This window comes from Streptomyces sp. NPDC088817, assembly GCF_044750345.1.
Classification (GTDB): Bacteria; Actinomycetota; Actinomycetes; order Streptomycetales; family Streptomycetaceae; genus Streptomyces.
The window spans coordinates 201,166-216,980 of the sequence record NZ_JBIVJN010000008.1; the positions used below are offsets into that span (position 1 = coordinate 201,166).

Annotated in this window: 13 protein-coding genes; 5 read left to right on the forward strand and 8 right to left on the reverse strand. The window is 73.6% G+C overall.

Annotated features, from left to right (window positions below):
- Nucleotides 1-6 precede the first annotated feature (6 nt).
- The 4 genes from ACIP4X_RS17250 to ACIP4X_RS17265 form a co-directional block, all read right to left on the reverse strand.
- Nucleotides 7-501: a universal stress protein gene (locus tag ACIP4X_RS17250; RefSeq protein WP_358729759.1), complete on the reverse strand. Its 495-nt coding sequence runs from the start codon at nucleotides 499-501 to the stop codon at nucleotides 7-9.
- A gap of 20 nt (nucleotides 502-521) precedes the next feature.
- Nucleotides 522-1,724, reverse strand: a complete 1,203-nt coding sequence (locus ACIP4X_RS17255; RefSeq protein ID WP_401348979.1) for an arsenic transporter — start codon at nucleotides 1,722-1,724, stop codon at nucleotides 522-524.
- A gap of 142 nt (nucleotides 1,725-1,866) precedes the next feature.
- On the reverse strand, nucleotides 1,867-2,592 hold the full coding sequence (locus ACIP4X_RS17260) for a DUF4232 domain-containing protein (RefSeq protein ID WP_358729758.1): 726 nt from the start codon (nucleotides 2,590-2,592) through the stop codon (nucleotides 1,867-1,869).
- A 242-nt stretch (nucleotides 2,593-2,834) separates the two neighbouring features.
- Nucleotides 2,835-4,199, reverse strand: a complete 1,365-nt coding sequence (locus ACIP4X_RS17265) for a serine/threonine-protein kinase (protein WP_401348983.1) — start codon at nucleotides 4,197-4,199, stop codon at nucleotides 2,835-2,837.
- 46 nt (nucleotides 4,200-4,245) lie between these two features.
- Here ACIP4X_RS17265 and ACIP4X_RS17270 point away from each other — a divergent pair, with 46 nt between their 5' ends.
- Entirely contained in the window at nucleotides 4,246-4,797 is a 552-nt protein-coding gene (locus ACIP4X_RS17270) for an RNA polymerase sigma factor (protein WP_358729756.1), read from the forward strand.
- Between the two features lie 13 nt (nucleotides 4,798-4,810).
- Here ACIP4X_RS17270 and ACIP4X_RS17275 read toward each other — a convergent pair whose 3' ends face one another.
- The gene (locus ACIP4X_RS17275; protein ID WP_401348986.1) at nucleotides 4,811-7,186 is read right to left on the reverse strand and encodes a SpoIIE family protein phosphatase; all 2,376 of its coding nucleotides are present in this window, start codon (nucleotides 7,184-7,186) and stop codon (nucleotides 4,811-4,813) included.
- Between the two features lie 214 nt (nucleotides 7,187-7,400).
- Between ACIP4X_RS17275 and ACIP4X_RS17280 the strand changes: the two genes are divergently transcribed.
- The 4 genes from ACIP4X_RS17280 (at nucleotide 7,401) to ACIP4X_RS17295 (ending at nucleotide 12,330) form a co-directional block, all read left to right on the forward strand.
- Nucleotides 7,401-9,683 (forward strand): glycoside hydrolase family 9 protein, encoded by a 2,283-nt coding sequence (locus ACIP4X_RS17280; RefSeq protein WP_391454541.1) that lies wholly within the window; start codon nucleotides 7,401-7,403, stop codon nucleotides 9,681-9,683.
- A 152-nt stretch (nucleotides 9,684-9,835) separates the two neighbouring features.
- Nucleotides 9,836-10,081: a hypothetical protein gene (locus ACIP4X_RS17285; RefSeq protein WP_358729753.1), complete on the forward strand. Its 246-nt coding sequence runs from the start codon at nucleotides 9,836-9,838 to the stop codon at nucleotides 10,079-10,081.
- Between the two features lie 3 nt (nucleotides 10,082-10,084).
- A complete protein-coding gene (locus ACIP4X_RS17290; protein WP_358729752.1) occupies nucleotides 10,085-10,462 on the forward strand; it encodes a toxin Doc in 378 nt (125 codons plus the stop codon).
- A gap of 233 nt (nucleotides 10,463-10,695) precedes the next feature.
- Nucleotides 10,696-12,330: a ricin-type beta-trefoil lectin domain protein gene (locus ACIP4X_RS17295; protein WP_391454539.1), complete on the forward strand. Its 1,635-nt coding sequence runs from the start codon at nucleotides 10,696-10,698 to the stop codon at nucleotides 12,328-12,330.
- Nucleotides 12,331-12,426: 96 nt separating this feature from the next.
- Here ACIP4X_RS17295 and ACIP4X_RS17300 read toward each other — a convergent pair whose 3' ends face one another.
- From ACIP4X_RS17300 to ACIP4X_RS17310, 3 genes are all read right to left on the reverse strand, one after another.
- Complete coding sequence (locus ACIP4X_RS17300; RefSeq protein WP_391454537.1) at nucleotides 12,427-13,122, reverse strand: alpha/beta fold hydrolase; 696 nt, start codon at nucleotides 13,120-13,122, stop codon at nucleotides 12,427-12,429.
- 89 nt (nucleotides 13,123-13,211) lie between these two features.
- Nucleotides 13,212-14,816 carry a cytosine permease gene (locus tag ACIP4X_RS17305; protein ID WP_391454535.1) on the reverse strand — a complete coding sequence of 535 codons (1,605 nt, stop codon included), beginning with the start codon at nucleotides 14,814-14,816 and terminating at the stop codon, nucleotides 13,212-13,214.
- Nucleotides 14,817-15,012: 196 nt separating this feature from the next.
- Nucleotides 15,013-15,579, reverse strand: a complete 567-nt coding sequence (locus ACIP4X_RS17310) for a hypothetical protein (RefSeq protein ID WP_358729748.1) — start codon at nucleotides 15,577-15,579, stop codon at nucleotides 15,013-15,015.
- Between the last annotated feature and the right edge of the window lie 236 nt (nucleotides 15,580-15,815).

Genomic DNA, 15,815 nt, shown 5'->3' on the forward strand with positions numbered 1-15,815 from the left:
ACGACGTCAGTGGTGGTGCGGCGGCGGGGGAGGGGGCATCGTCGTGAGGTCCGGGGCCTCCTCGGGCCACACCAGGAGCACCGCGCAGGGCGCGTGGTCGACGACGAACCGCGCGGCCGGACCCAGACTGTGCGGGCCGAGCCGCGCACGGTCGCCGTCGCGGGCCAGCACCAGCAGGTCGGCGTCCTCCGCTGCCGCCACCACCTCGCGCTCCACCCGCCCGCGCCGCTCCATCACGGTGCACGGCCGCCCGAGCCGGGCCGCCGCCGCATCGAGGAGTTCGGCCGCCGACGTACCGCCGAGGTCCGTCAGCAGGTCGCCGGGGTCGCGTTCGGCACGGCCGCGGCCGAGCAGCCCGGCGAACGCCCCGTGCGCCACGGCGGGCACGTCCGGCCCGCTGACATGCAGCAGGACGACGTCGGACGCGTGCGGAGCATGGGCGCGTACGGCGTCCACGCAGGCGGGCCAGGTGCCCTCCACCAGCCAGGTGATCACACGCATCCGGTCGGCCTCCTCCGTCGTCACAGAATCTGGAGTGCTCCCCACAGTGCCACCACCGCGGGCACCAGCGCGGCCGGCACGGCCAGCAGACCCAGCCGGGTGAACTCCCCCAGGTTCACACCGTGTTCGTGCTGGTGCACGATCCGCCGCCACAGCAGGGTCGCCAGCGACCCGGCGTAGGTGAGGTTCGGGCCGATGTTGACGCCGAGCAGCACGGCGAGGACCGCCCCCGGTCCGGCCGGCGCGGTCAGCGGCAGCAGGACCAGCACCGCGGGCAGGTTGTTGATCAGGTTGGCGAGCACGGCCGCCACCGCGGCGACGGCGAGCAGCGCGGGCAGCCCCGTACCGTCGGGCAGGACGCGTCCGAGCGCCCCGGCGAGCCCGTTGTCGACGACCGCCCGGACCACGATGCCGAGGGCCAGGACGAAGGCGAGGAAGGCCGGCGCCGCGGCCCGCACCACGCTCAGCGCGGTCGCCCTGCGCCGCAGCAGCGCCCGCCCGGCCAGTACCAGCGCCCCGGCCAGCGCGGCCCACACCGGTGCCACCCCGAACGCGGAGGCCACGACGAATCCGGCGAGCGTGCAGGCCACGGTGACCAGGGCGAACAACGGCAGTCCGGGCGGCTCGCCGGTGGGCGGTGAGGGCACCGCGGCGGCCAGGTCGCGGGCGAAGAAGCGCCGGAACACCACGTACTCGGCGCCGATCGCGACCAGCCACGGCAGCGCCATCAGCGCCGCGAACCGGGTGAAGCTCAGCCCGCTCGCCGCGAACGCCAGCAGATTGGTGAGGTTGGAGACCGGCAGCAGCAGCGACGCCGTGTTGGACAGGTGGGTGCAGGCATAGACGTGCGGTTTGGGCCGTACGCCGGTGCGGGCGGCGGTGGCGAACACGACCGGCGTCAGCAGCACGACCGTGGCGTCCAGGCTCAGCACGGCGGTGATGGCGGACGCCAGCGCGAACACGGCGGTCAGCAGCCGCACCGGGCGGCCGCGCGACCTGCGGGCCATCCACGCCCCGCAGGCCTGGAACAGCCCCTCCACGTCGCAGAAGTGGGCGAGCACCAGCACCGCGGCGAGGAACCCGACCACGGGTCCCAGCCGCTCCGCCTCCGCCCGCGCGTGGTCCAGCGGGATCGCGCCGGTGGCGACGGCGATCCCGGCGGCGGGCACGGCCATGACCGCCTCGGGCCAGCCGAAGGGACGGACGACGGCCCAGGCGAGCACGGCGACGAGCAGGACGACCGAGAGGGCCTCGGCCAGCGGGGTGTTCAGGGCGGTGTTCCTCAGGACGTGACCGATGGTGCACGCCCATCAAAGCAAAGGACCGTGCCGCACCGTCGCGCGAGAGCGCCGTGGACGGGTCGGGTCAGGGCTCGGTGCCGGGGCTGAGGACCGTCAGGAACACCGAGGAGGCGTTGCCGCCCACGGGCACCTGGCCGGCCGTCCACCTCACCGTGAGGTGGTCGCGTTCGTCCGGCGGTGTGACGATCAGCGACGCGGGCGTCGCCGTCCTCGCCCCGCTCACTCCGGGGTTGGAGAAGGTCAGTCCCGCCCAGGCGCTCCGGCCGGGCTTCAGTGTCACCGTGGTGGGCGTGCCCGAGGACCGCTTCGGGTCCGGGCCGAGTTGCCTGCCGGAGGCGTCCACGAAGGCGGCGCCGGGATAGCCGCGCACGGTGCAGGTGCGGCCGGAGGTGTTCGTCAGGACGACCGGGAAGTTCTCCTGCCCGGCGCCCGGGTTCTCGGGGCCCACCGACGCCCCGAGTTCGGAGGTGTGGCAGCGGGTGCTCGCGGCGGGGACGCCGGTGCCGCCCGTGCGCCGGGCGGTGCCCGGGGCGGAGGCGGTGGCCGAACCGCTCGGGGGCGCGGCACCGACGCCGGGAGCGGAGCTCGTACCGGGTGCCGTGCCGGGTTCCGTGGCGGGTGCGGTCCCGGCGGTGGTGTCGCCGGTCGCGGGCGCGGCGGTGCCGGACACCCTCTGCGGAGCGCCGCTCGTGCCGCTGCCGTGGCCGCAGGCGGTCAGTGGCAGGCCCAGTACGGCGACCGCGCCGACGAGCAGGGCCGCCCGGTGGGCTGACAGGGACTTGTGCGCCATGTTCCACACTCCTGGGTCGCTCGCACGCGGTGACCGCGTGCCTCCGGCGCCGGGTGCGCCGTCATGAGTGTCCGATGCACGGACCCGGCGAAAAGTTCGCGGCCGTTCGCACCTTTTTCCGGGACTTCTTCCCGCGCCCTTCTACGGTGACCGCTGCCCGAGCTTCTGTCCCGGTGACGTCTCCCGCGCGGCCCTAGGCCGTACGACTCAAGCCGCCCTCGCCCGTACGACGTCCCACGGGTTCATGTGACCCGCAGGGAGCGCAGTACACCGTCGGTCGCGTCGCCGCCGCCGTGCTGGCGGATCTGCACGTACACCTGCGGCTGCCCGCCGCCCGCCGGGACGAGCGCGGTCTCCGTGAGCCGGCCGCCGCGGGGGCAGCCGCTCCACGTCCGGATCCGGCCGTGCCACCGCCCGCCGGTGTAGGCGCGGGCGCCGTCGTAGTGGCAGCCCGGATGGCCGAGCGTGTCGACGCGGGCGGTGACGTCGCCGTGCTCGCTCAGGCCGGCGAACACCCCGCTCACCCCGGCCCCGAGGTCCTGCCAGCGGGTCAGGTCACCGGCGACGGCGAGCCCCGGCTCGTGCCCGGCGGGCAGCCCCAGCGCCGCCGGGTCCCAGCCGGAGTCGCGCAGTTGCCGCCCCCAGCCGTCCGGCACCCGCACCGCGATCCGGCCCGTGGCGTCCTCGACGTCGACCCCGGACCCCGAGGACGGCAGGTTCACCAGGGCGAGGACAGCCCCGGCGACGGCGACGGCGGTCACGGCGGCGACCAGCACCGCGGTCCTGGAACGCCCGCGCGGGCGGACGGCGGCCGCGGGGGCCGAGGCCAGCCGGTCCAGTTCGTCCGCGAACGCCTCGGCGGTGGGCCAGCGCCGCTCGCGGTCCGGTTCCAGGGCCCGAGTCAACGCCCGGGCGACGCCGGGGTCGAGGCCCGGCCGCAGCCGCTCGGGCCGTACCACCTCGCCGGGTTCGGCGGGCACGATGCCGGTGACGAGCCGGTAGCCGACCGCGCCCAGACCGTAGACGTCCGCCCGCGCGTCGATGCCCGCGCCGGGCTCGGCCTGCTCCGGCGGCCGGTACCCGGCCGAACCCGCCGCCAGGGTCAGCCCCGAGGCCTGCGCCAGGCTCTTGGCGAGGCCGAGGTCGGCGAGCAGCACCCGGCGGGTGCCGTCCGGCGCGGTACGCAGCAGCACATTGCTCGGCTTGACGTCCCGGTGCACGATGCCCGCCTCGTGCAGGGCGTGCGCGGAGCGGGCGGCCAGCGCGGTCAGCCGCAGGGCCTCGGACACCGGCAGCGGACCGGCGTCGAGCAGGTCGTCGAGGGTGCCGGCGTCGGCGTACTCCATCACGAAGTACGGTCTGCCGTCCGGGAGTTCGCCGATGTCGTAGACCTGAACCACCCGGGACGAGCCGGCCCTGCGCAGCAGCCGTGCCTCGGCCAGGAACCTTTCACGGACGTCGAGGCGGTGGGACCAGTTCTCGGCGAGCACCTTGACGGCCACGGGGGCCTCGAGCTCGTCGTCGTGGGCGAGCCACACCGTGCCGAAGCCGCCCGTGCCCAGGCGCCGTTCGAGCCGGTAGCGGCCGATCCGCTCGAGGGAGTGCATGCGACTATCATGCCTGCCGCGGGATCGACGCAAAGGGGGCCTTGTCGTGCAGAACGCCGCGCCGGTCGAAGAGCTCGCCCGCCGTGCCGCCGCCGGTGACGGCGCCGCGCTGGAAGCCCTGCTCCAGCAGGTCCGGCCCGAGGTGGTCGGGCGCTGCGGGCGTTTCCTGCCCTGCCGCGAGGACGCCGAGGAGGCCGCGCAGGACGTACTGCTCCAGATCGCGCGGAGGATCACCTCCTTCGAGGGACGCAGCCGCTTCACCACCTGGCTCTACACGGTCGTCGCCAACTGCTGCCGTCAGAAGTACCGGGAGCTCAAGCGCCGCGCCGCCGAGCAGCCCGCGCGGATCGAGCCCGCGACGTACGCCGACCCGCGGACCACGAGCGTCATCGCGGGCTCCCGGGTGGATCTGCTGGAGGCGCTGGACCGGCTGGAGCGGGAGCACCCCCATCTGGTGGCGCCGCTGGTGTACCGGGACGTCTGCCGGCTGGAGTACGCCGAGGCCGCCGAGCGGACGGGCGTTCCGCTGGGCACGTTCAAGTCGCGACTGCACGAGGCGCGCCGGCGGGTGCGGCCCTGGCTGGCCGACGGGTCCTGAGACCCGGCCGGGCTCACTCGTCGTCGAGCAGGTCCAGCTCCGCCCAGATCGTCTTGCCCTCGGCGGTGTGCCTGCTGCCCCACCGCCGGGTGAGCTGGGCGACAAGGAGCAGGCCCCGGCCGCCCTCGTCCCAGGTCTTGGCCCGGCGCAGATGCGGAGCGGTGTGGGTGGTGTCGGACACCTCGCAGGTCAGGTGCGCCTCGTCGTGGATGAGGCGGAGGTGTATGGGCGGGGTGCCGTACCGGATCGCGTTGGTGACCAGCTCGCTGACGACCAGTTCGGTGGTGAACGCCGCCTCGCTCAGACCCCAGTCGTCGAGCCGGTCGACGACCTGCTTGCGGACCGGGGCGACCAGCGACGGGTCGGCGGGGATGTCCCACGTCGCCACCTGGGAGGGCGGCAGGGCGCGGGTGCGGGCCAGCAGCAGCGCGGCGTCGTCGGAGGAGCCGCCCGCGGGCAGCAGGGTGCGCAGGACCCGGTCGCAGGTCTCCTCCAGGGAGCCGCCGCGGGCCGCCAGCGCCTCGCACAGCAGCCGGTGGCCGGCGTCGGTGTCCCGTTCGCGGCTCTCGACCAGCCCGTCGGTGTAGAAGCAGAGCACACTGCCCTCGGGGAGCTGGAGTTCGACGCTCTCGAACGGCAGGCCGCCCAGGCCGAGGGGTGGTCCGGAGGGCAGCTCGACCCGGCGGGGCAGGCCGTCCGGCGGGATCAGCACCGGCGGCGGGTGCCCGGCGCGGGCGAGCGTGCAGCGCCGGGAGACCGGGTCGTACACCGCGTACAGGCAGGTCGCGCCGACCTCGCCGGGCCGTCCCTCGGCCCCGGCCTCGGCGGACATCCGGGCCACCACGTCGTCCAGATGGGTGAGCAGCTCGTCGGGGGCGAGGTCGATGTCGGCGAGGGTGCCTACGGCGGTGCGCAGCCGGCCCATGCTGGCCGAGGCCTGCACACCGTGCCCGAGGACGTCCCCGACGACCATGGCGACCCGGGTCCCGGACAGCGGGATCACGTCGAACCAGTCGCCGCCCACCCCGGCCCGGGCCGCCGGGAGGTAGCGGGAGGCCGCCTGCACCGCGGCGGTGCGCGGCAGGATGCGGGGCAGCAGGCTGCGCTGGAGGGCGAGCGCGGTCTCCCGCTCGCGGGAGTAGCGGCGGGCGTTGTCGATGCAGACGGCGGCGCGGGCCGTGACCTCCTCGGCCAGCAGCACGTCGTCGGGCGTGAAGGGCCCGGGCTGCCGGAACCGGCTGAACACGGCGACCCCGAGGGTCACGCCCCTGGCCCGGATCGGCACGGACATCGCGGTGTGCACGCCGAGTTCCCGGAAGTGCAGGCGGCGCGCGGGGTCCCAGGACAGCCACTTGTCGAGGTCGCCGGCCTCCTTGGAGATCACCACGGAGTGGCCGGTGACCAGGGAGGCGCCCTGGGGGGAGGTGGCCGGGTACAGCTCGGTCCGCCCGATGACGGAGAGCGCCTCGGGACTGCCCGCGTTGATGGAGCCGTGGGCGGCCCGGCGCAGCACGACCGGTGTCGTCACCGGCCCGGTGAGGGGTTCCCCGCCGTGCTCGGGCGGGTCGAGCAGGTCGACGCTGACGAAGTCCGCGAGGGCGGGGACGCAGACGTCGGCGAGTTCCTGCGCGGTCCGCGCGACGTCGAGCGTGGTGCCGATGCGCACGCTCGCCTCGTTGACCAGCTGCAGCCGTTCGCGCGCCCGGTACTGCTCGGTGAAGTCGTGGGCGGCGACGCACACCCCGCGCACCCGCCCCTGCCGGTCGGTGATCGGGGACATCCGGGCCAGCCAGGCGCTCACCTGGCCGTCGCCGCCTATCGGCACATACGTCCGCACGTCGTTCCCCTGGCCGGTGGCGATCACCCGGTGCATGTGCCACTCGAAGTCCTCGCTCTGGCGGCGGCCGCCGATCTCGGAGAGGCGCAGCCCCCTCAGCCGGTCGGCCGGTATCCCGACCACGTCCGCCATGGCGGCGTTCATCCCGTGCAGCCGCAGCCGCTCGTCGTAGATCGCCACGGCGCAGGGCGACTGGATGAGCTCGGCCCGGGCCAGCGGGTCGTCGGGGTCCGGGGGGCCGCCGCCCTCCAGCGGGGTGACCAGGAGCCAGTTGCCGCCGTCCTCCGGGCGCCGGTGGTGCGCCAGGACCCAGACGGGCAGCGCGCGTCCGTCGCGGTGCCGCACGGTGAGCGTGCCGTTCCAGCGGGGCTCGTCGGGAAGGTGGCCCAACGGGCCGTCGGCCAGCAGGTTCGCCGCCCGCTCACCCAGCACCTCCTCGGGCGCCCAGCCGAGCAGCCGGCGCGCGCCCTCGTTCCACTCGACGAGGACGCCGTGCTCGTCGACGACAGCCCGGGCCGTGGCCGCGTCGTCGAACGGATACACGGGGCTCATCGTCGCCACTCCATCGCGCACACTCACAGTGAACAGTGCGTCACTTCCGTTCCAGCCTAGTGCGTACCGGCGCCGTACGGACGGTGACCCCCTGCAGGAGGCAATACATCCCGTCAGGACCGTTGACGGATGTCATGGCTGCAACAACCATGGTGCGTCTGCCCTTGGGAGCGCTCCCATGGGTGGTCCGTACCCTCCTCCGAGGAGCCCAGACGTGAAACGACGCAGAACCACCCTGCTGTCCGTGGCAGCCCTGCTCGCGGCGGCCCTCACCACCCTGCCGTCCGCCAGGCAGGCCCTGGCCGACGAGGTCGAGCAGATCAGGAACGGCACCTTCGACACCACCACCGAGCCGTGGTGGGCGACCAGCAACGTCACCGCGGGCCTCTCCGACGGCCGGCTGTGCGCCGACGTGCCCGGCGGCACCGCCAACCGCTGGGACGCCGCCGTCGGGCAGAACGACATCACGCTGGTGAAGGGCGAGACCTACCGCCTGTCGTTCTCGGCGACCGGCACCCCCGACGCGCACGTGGTCCGGGCGATCGCGGGGCTCTCGGTGGAGCCGTACGACACCTGGTTCGAGGTGAGCCCGCAGCTGAGCGTCTCGGGGAACGCCTACTCCTACACCTTCACGTCCCCCGTCGACACCACCCGGGGCCAGGTCGCCTTCCAGCTCGGCGGCACCGCGGACCCCTGGCGCTTCTGCATGGACGACGTGTCGTTGCTCGGCGGGGTGCCGCCGGAGGTCTACGAGCCCGACACCGGGCCGCGGGTACGGGTCAACCAGGTCGGCTATCTGCCCGGCGGCCCGAAGAACGCCACGCTGGTCACCGACGCCGGCGCCAAGCTGCCCTGGCGGCTGCGCGACGCCCGCGGGAAGGACGTGGCCCACGGCTGGAGCGCCCCGCGCGGCACGGACGTCTCCTCCGGGCAGCAGGTGCACTCGATCGACTTCGGCGCCTACCGGGGGAGCGGCAAGGGCTTCACCCTGGTCGCCGACGGCGAGACGAGCCATCCGTTCGACATCGGCGACGGCGTCTACGACCAGCTCCGCCTGGACTCGCTGAAGTACTACTACACCCAGCGCAGCGGCATCCCGATCCGCGAGGACCTGCGCCCCGGCTACGCCCGCCCGGCCGGCCACCTGAACGCCGCGCCCAACCGGGGCGACTCCAAGGTGCCCTGCCAACCGGGCCTGTGCGACTACACGCTCGACGTCCCCGGCGGCTGGTACGACGCCGGCGACCACGGCAAGTACGTCGTCAACGGCGGCATTACCACCTGGGGGCTGCTGAGCACCTACGAGCGCACCCTGCACGCGCGCACCGCCCGGCCCGCGAGCCTCGGCGACCGGACGCTCGCCGTCCCGGAGAGCGGAAACAAGGTGCCCGACATCCTGGACGAGGCCCGCTGGGAGCTGGAGTTCCTGCTGAGGATGCAGGTGCCGGCCGGGCAGCCGCTGGCCGGCATGGCGCACAGCAAGGTCCACGACGAGCAGTGGACGGGGCTGCCGCTGCTGCCCAGCCAGGACCCGCAGAAGCGCGAACTGCACCGGCCGACCACCCAGGCGACCCTGAACCTGGCGGCGACCGCGGCGCAGGCCGCCCGCCTCTACGAGCCCTACGACCGCGCCTTCGCGGCGAAGGCCCTGCGGGCCGCGCGCACGGCCTGGTCCGCCGCGCTCGCCCACCCCGCCGTGTACCCCGACCCGGACGACGGCATCGGTGGCGGCGCGTACCCCGACGACAACGCCACCGACGAGTTCTACTGGGCGGCCGCCGAGCTGTACCTCACCACCGGTGAGCGGCAGTTCGCCGACTACGTGACCAAGTCCCCGCTGAACACGGCCGACATCTTCGGGAACGTCAGCTTCGACTGGGCCTCCACCGCCGTGCCCGCCCGCCTCGACCTCGCCACCGTCCCGAGCCTGCTGCCCGGCCGGGAGAAGGTGCGCCAGTCGGTGATCAAGGGCGCCGACAAGTACCTGGCCACGCTGAAGGCGCAGCCCTACGGCATGCCCTACGCGCCCGCCGGCAACATGTACGACTGGGGCTCCAACAGCCAGATCCTCAACAACGCCCGTGTCCTCGCCGCCGCCTACGACCTCGACGGCGCCACGAAGTTCCGCGACGGCGCGGTGCAGAGCATGGACTACGTCCTGGGCCGCAACGCCCTCAACATTTCCTACGTCACCGGCTACGGCACGGTCAGCTCCCACAACCAGCACAGCCGCTGGTACGCCCACGAGCTCGAGCCGAGCCTGCCGAACCCGCCGAAGGGCACCGTCGCCGGCGGCGCCAACTCCAGCATCCAGGACCCGTACGCGCAGGGCAAACTCCAGGGCTGCGTGGGGCAGTTCTGCTACATCGACGACATCGAGTCCTGGTCGACGAACGAGACGGCCATCAACTGGAACGCGGCGCTGGCCTGGATGGCCTCCTTCGCGGCGGACCAGGGCCGGCCGGCCGGAGGGGCCGCTCACCCCGGACGCGGGTGAGCGGGCCCGACCGCCAGGAGGAACGCCGCCGCGCCCCCCAGTGGCGCGGCGGCGCTGCCCCCACGACTGCGGGCCCGCCCTCGGTACCATCTCCTCATCGCTGTGACCAGCGGGTATTTACGGGAAAGTACCCGGGCGGTACCGTGTGGACCATGCCAGCTCTCAATGTGGAGTTCAGCGACCGCGAGCTCGAGGACCTGCGCCAGATCGCCAAGGAACGCGGCACGTCGATGAAGGCACTCGTACGCGAGGCCGCCGCCGCGGACATAGCCAGGCACCGGGCCCTCCAGGAGGGTGCCGAGGCCTTCCGGCGGTTCTTCACCGCCCACGCGGACGAGTTCGCGACGGCCTTTCCCGAGGACGAGGCAGCCGCGAAGGGCGAGGGGCGGGCAGCCTGACCGATGACTCCCGTCATCCACATCGACGTGCCCTGGCTGCTCCAGCGGCACGAGGAGGTCCTGCCGGACCAGCCCGCGGTGGACGACTTCTCGGCCCTGGTGGCCGCCGTCGCCCGCCACCGCGTCGACCCGCCGCGACTCGGCGTCGACTCCGACCCCGCCTGGCGGGCCGCCGCCCTGCTGCACACCCTCGCCCTGCTCAAGCCCCTGCCGTCGGCCAACGCCCGCTTCGCCTGCGCGACGGCCGTGGCCTACATGTACGTCAGCGGCGTCGGCATCGACCCGCCCTACGGCGCCCTCGTCGACCTCACCCGCGACCTGATGTCCGGCAAGACCGACGTCTACGGCGCCGCCGACCGTCTGCGCACCTGGGAGATCTGACACCCCTTGCCGCATGCCCCCGTGACGTCCCGCTTCCTGAATTTCCGTCAATGATGCCCGTGTTGTCCGCGTGTCTTGTTGCGCGTCAAGGAGCTGTGCAAGGCTGAGCGGCCCGTGCGTGGGCAAGGGCCGGTTCCGAAGCAACAGTTGGGGAGTCGAGCCGATTCGTCCGCCGGCCGTGTGCCAGACCCGCGGGCCCGCTCCACACCGGTACGTACCAAAGGAAGCCTTTCGTGCCCACCCCCCACCCCTCTCGTCCCCCCAGCCCGCCGCCCGGCTGGATCCCCGGGGAGCCCGACGAATCCATCGCCGCCCGGCTCTCCGGCAGCACCGACGACGAAGTCGCCCACTGCGTCGCCCTGCTGATCGCACGCCACTGGCAGCCCGTCCACGACTACGCGGTGATCTGCCTCGCCTCGTCGGCGCCCCTCGCGGCCATGGTGACCTCGGCCGCCTTCCACCAGGTCTTCGACCGACTGACCGTGGGCGAGCCGGGCGTCGCGCTGCGCCCGCGGCTGCTGCTGACCGTGCGGGACACGGTCCGGCTCTGGGCCGCCGAGGACCGTATATCCGCCGCGCTGCCCGAGCTGAACAAGCCCGCCGGCGGCCGGGGCATGAAGGCCGCCGCGACCCTGGTCCCGGACAACCGCCGGCTCGCCCAGCGGTCCTACGAGGCCCTCGTCCCGGCCGCCCGGTGCCTGCTGTGGCACACCGAGGTCGAGGCCGAACCGCTCGATGTCCCGGCCGGGTTGCTGGGCATGGACCAGGAGACCGCCCTCCGCACCCTGGAGGAGGCCCGGGACAAGTTCCGCGAGGGCTGCGTGCGCGCCCACCGCGAACTCGCGCCTAGCGACGACTGCCGCTACTACAACCGGCTGCTGGAGGCGCCGATCCGCCGCGGCGGCGGCCTGCTGCCGGACGTCAAACGGCACATGGACGAGTGCCGCTACTGCCGGGACGCCGCCGCGCAGCTCGGTCAGGTGGAGAACGCGCCGGGCGCGCTGCTCGCCGAGGCGGTGCTCGGCTGGGGCGCCCGCCGCTATGTCGACTCCCGTCCGGGCCGCGCCGGGCAGACCACGCGCACGAAGGGCTCCGGCCGGCACGGTGGAAGACGGTCGGGCGCCGGCGGGCCGCTGTCCCGGCTCGCCGCGCCGGGCCGCCGCGCCTCCGACGGCCCGCGGTCGTCCCGGGCGCTGCGCACCGGCCTCGGCCTGGTCTCCGCCTCAGTGCTCGCGACCGTGCTCGGCGTCAGCCTGTGGTCGCACGGCGACGGCACCGCCCCGGCCGCGTCCACCGGCGCGACCGGCACGCGGGACACGGCGCACGGCACGGACTCCCGCACCCCGCCCGACGGTTTTGCGACGCCCCGCTCCACCACGCCGTCCCCGTCGTCCGACGAGACCCGGCTGCGCAACATCGCGGCCGGGCTGTGCCTGGCCGTCCGCGGCGAGCCGAAGGCCGGGGCCGCCACCGAACTGGCCGAGTGCTCCTCGGCCTGGAACCAGCGGTGGACGCTGGAGGGCGACGGACTGCTGCGCAGCGTCGCCGCCCCCGGCCTGTGCCTGGACTCGCACGCGGACGCGGGCGTGGTCGTCCTCGGCACGTGCGCCGAGGCCGGTGACGGGCGGGGCCCCGACGTGCGCTACGACATCGGCGCGCAGGGGGAGTTGCTGCCCCGCTGGGGCGAGGGACTCGCCCTCACCGCCGCGGCGCAGGCGGAGGCGGACATCGTCGTCAAGGTCGACGACGGCACCGCCACGCAGCGCTGGTCGGCCGACCCCGTGACGGTGACCCCGGGCCCCCTCTCGGTAGCCGGAACAAGCACCCCACCCACCCACCACTCCACACAGCCGAACGTCACGCTGTAAACCGACACATCGCCCTCACGGCAGGCTTCCAGCACCGCCCTTCCCGGCGCGCCGGAAGCCGTCCGTGAGCGGGGCCGGGAGCGGAGTGCGTGGTCGTCAGGTTCGGGGCGCGGACTCGGCCAGGAGCGTGGCCAGTTCGTGGGGGCGGGAGAGCATCGGCCAGTGGCCGGTGTTCATCTCCACCAGGTTCCAGCGCTCGCTTCTGAGCGCCTCGGCCACGGTGGGCATCGGCTCGGGACCGTCCAGGAGGCACTTGACGTACGTCGCCGGCAGCTCGCCCACCGGGCGCCGCAGCACGGCCGGCTCGGTGAGCGTGGCGCCGGGGTGCGGTGTGCCCTCGGTGACGATGCGCTGGATCTGCTCGTCGGTCAGCTCCTGGCCGGCGTAGGCGTCCGGGGGCAGCGGCGGCCAGAAACCGCCGTGCGCTTCGAGCGCCCGGCGGACGTCGTCGCTGTCGAACCCCGAGAGGAACGGCCGGCCGTCGACCGGCACGTTGGAGTCCACGAACACCACGCGCCGCAGCCGGCCGCCGATCCGCTCGGCCGCCTGGCCGACCGGGATGCCCGAGTAGCTGTGCCCGACCAGGACGACGTCCCGCAGGCCGTGGCGCTCCACGTGGCCGACGATGTCCTGGACGTGGGTCCGCTGCCCGGCCGGCAGGTCCTTCTTCTCGGCGAGACCGCTGAGGGTGAGGGCGTGGACGTCGTGCCCGGCCTCGCGCAGGCCGGGCAGCACCTCGTCCCACGCCCAGGCGCCCAGCCACGCCCCCGCCACCAGTACGAAGTGAGTCATGCCCACCAACGTATCCCCGGGGTGTGACAACGCCCCGCGCACCGGGCGCCGCAGGCCCGGGAGGGCGGCGCCCCGCCCTCCCCGACCGGTCAGCCGGTCGTCGCGGGCACCGCCGCCGCGTCGCCGTCCCGCGCGCCCGGTCCGGTGACCGGCGGCACCGGGACGTCGACGGCACGGACCAGCCGCGGACCCTCGGGACCGTAGACGGCCCGGGGCTCGGGGAACAGCCACAGCAGCGCGAGGTACAGCACCGCGGCCGACGCCAGCGACAGCGGCAGGCTGATGTCGACACCGTTCGCCACGTCGCCCAGGGGACCGACGAACTGCCCGGGGATGTTGGTGAACAGCACCCCGATCAGCGCCGACACCCACCAGGCGGTGAGACCGCGCCAGTTCCAGCCGTGGGCGAACCAGTAACGGCCGCCGCGCTGACGGCGGTTGAAGACCTGGAGCGCGTCCGGGTCGTACCAGCCGCGGCGCGTGCAGAAGCCGAGCATCATCACGACCATCCACGGCGTGGTGCAGGTGACGATCATCGTGGCGAACGTCGAGATCGACTGCACCAGGTTCAGCGCGAACCGCCCGATGAAGATGAACGCGAAGGCCAGCAGGCCGACCAGCACCGTCGCCCGCACCCGGGACAGCCACGGAACCACCGAGGCGAAGTCGAGGCCGGTGCCGTACAGGGAGGTCGTGCCGGTCGACATGCCGCCGATCAGCGCGAGCAGGCACACCGGCAGGAAGAACCAGCTCGGCGAGATCGCGAGCAACCCGCCCACGAAGTCCGGAGCGTCCGGGTCGACGTACGAGGGGGCCTTGGTGGCGATGATGCTCGCCGTCGCCAGACCGAAGACGAACGGCAGCAGGGTGGCGATCTGCGCCAGGAACGCGGCGCCGACCACGCGACGGCGTGGGGCGTCCGCCGGGATGTAGCGCGACCAGTCGCCGAGGAACGCGCCGAACGACACCGGGTTGGACAGCACGATCAGGGCCGCGCCGATGAACGACGGCCAGAACATGGACCGCGTGGCCGCGTCCGCCGAGGCGGTGAACACCCCGGCGTAGCCCGGGTCGAAGTCGCCGGCGAACGCGATCGCGCCGAGCAGGAACAGCACGCTCGCGGAGGTCACCGCGATCTTGTTGACGAACAGCATGAAGCGGAAGCCGTAGACGCAGACCACGAGGACCAGCGCGGCGAACAGCGCGTAGGCGACGGCGTACGACGCGGTGCCGCGCGGCAGGCCGAAGAGCCGGTGCGCGCCGCCGACCAGGGCGTCGCCCGAGCTCCACACCGAGATGGAGAAGAACGCGGTGGCGGTCAGCAGCGACAGGAACGAGCCGACCACCCGGCCGTGGACACCGAGGTGCGCCGAGGAGGAGACCGCGTTGTTGGTGCCGTTGACGGGGCCGAACACCGCCATCGGGCACAGGATCAGCGCGCCCGCGACGACCCCGAGGACGGTGGCGGCCAGGCCCTGCCAGAAGGAGAGGCCGAACAGGATCGGGAAGGCGCCGAGAACGCAGGTGGAGAAGGTGTTCGCGCCGCCGAAGGCGATGCGGAACAGGTCCAGGGGCCGGGCGGAGCGGTCGTCGTCGGGGATGCGCTCGATGCCGTGGGTCTCGACCTCGGTGAGGGACGGCGCGGCGGAGGAGGAGGCAGGCGCCTGGGCCTGCGGTGACTGCTGCGGGGACATGGGGGCTCCATCGGAGGACGGCGGTGGAGCGCCTGGTGGCGCGGCGGGCGGACGGGCGCTCGCCGACGCGGGGTGTGCGCCGGAAAGATCACCGTCCTCGGGGGTCCGCTGACGCTAAGACGCCGCACCCGAACCACACCAGAGGACGGTTCATCCATCTTTTCCGCCCCCGCTGGACGAATCCTCCACCCTCCGCTCACTCCTGCGCGCCGTGAGCGTCCTCGTCGTGGGTGCCCTCGGGCCGGGCATCGGGCCCCTGCGCCCGGACCCGCTGCACGTGTTCCAGCGACGCGCGCAGTTCGCCGAGCCACTCGTCGGTGTGCCGCTGGACCAGGCGGACGCACCAGGCGAGGGCGTCACTGCGGCTCCGGGCGACGCCGCCCGCGATCAGGGTGTCGAGGACCTGACGCTCGGGCTGGCGCAGCCGCGTCATGACGGGCGCGGCGACATGCGTGAACAGGGCGCGCCGCCCGGCGCACTCCACGCCCCAGGACACCTTCCGGCCGAACCGGTGCTCGCCCTCGCGGGCCACCGCCATCCGGTCCTCACGGGTGCGCTCCCGGAACTCCCGCACCCGGCCCTCGACGGCCGCCTCCCGCTCCGCGGACCCGGCGTCCTCGGATACCCGCGGTGCGGGTATCCGGCCGATGACGGTGATCTCCTCGCGGTCCACCGCCACCTCGACCAGTTCCTCGAACAGATCGTCCGGCAGACGGCCTGCGAACCAGCCGCGCACTTTTTCCAGCTGCTCTGTCGTAATCATGTAATGACGATTACGCGACACCATCATGAACACAAGGGGTCACGGACAAGTCCGCCGAGAGCGGAAAGGGAAAGTTTCAGGACGATTGACGGACGCCGGGAAACAGGCCATCCGGCCGGATCCCGTGATCGTCGGGCCCGTGGGCAAAGGGCTGCCGTGGCGCCGTTCCGTGACTTCGCGCCACTGATTCAATACGCAAGGTTACCGAAACCCGCGGGTTCGACGTGAGTTTCCGT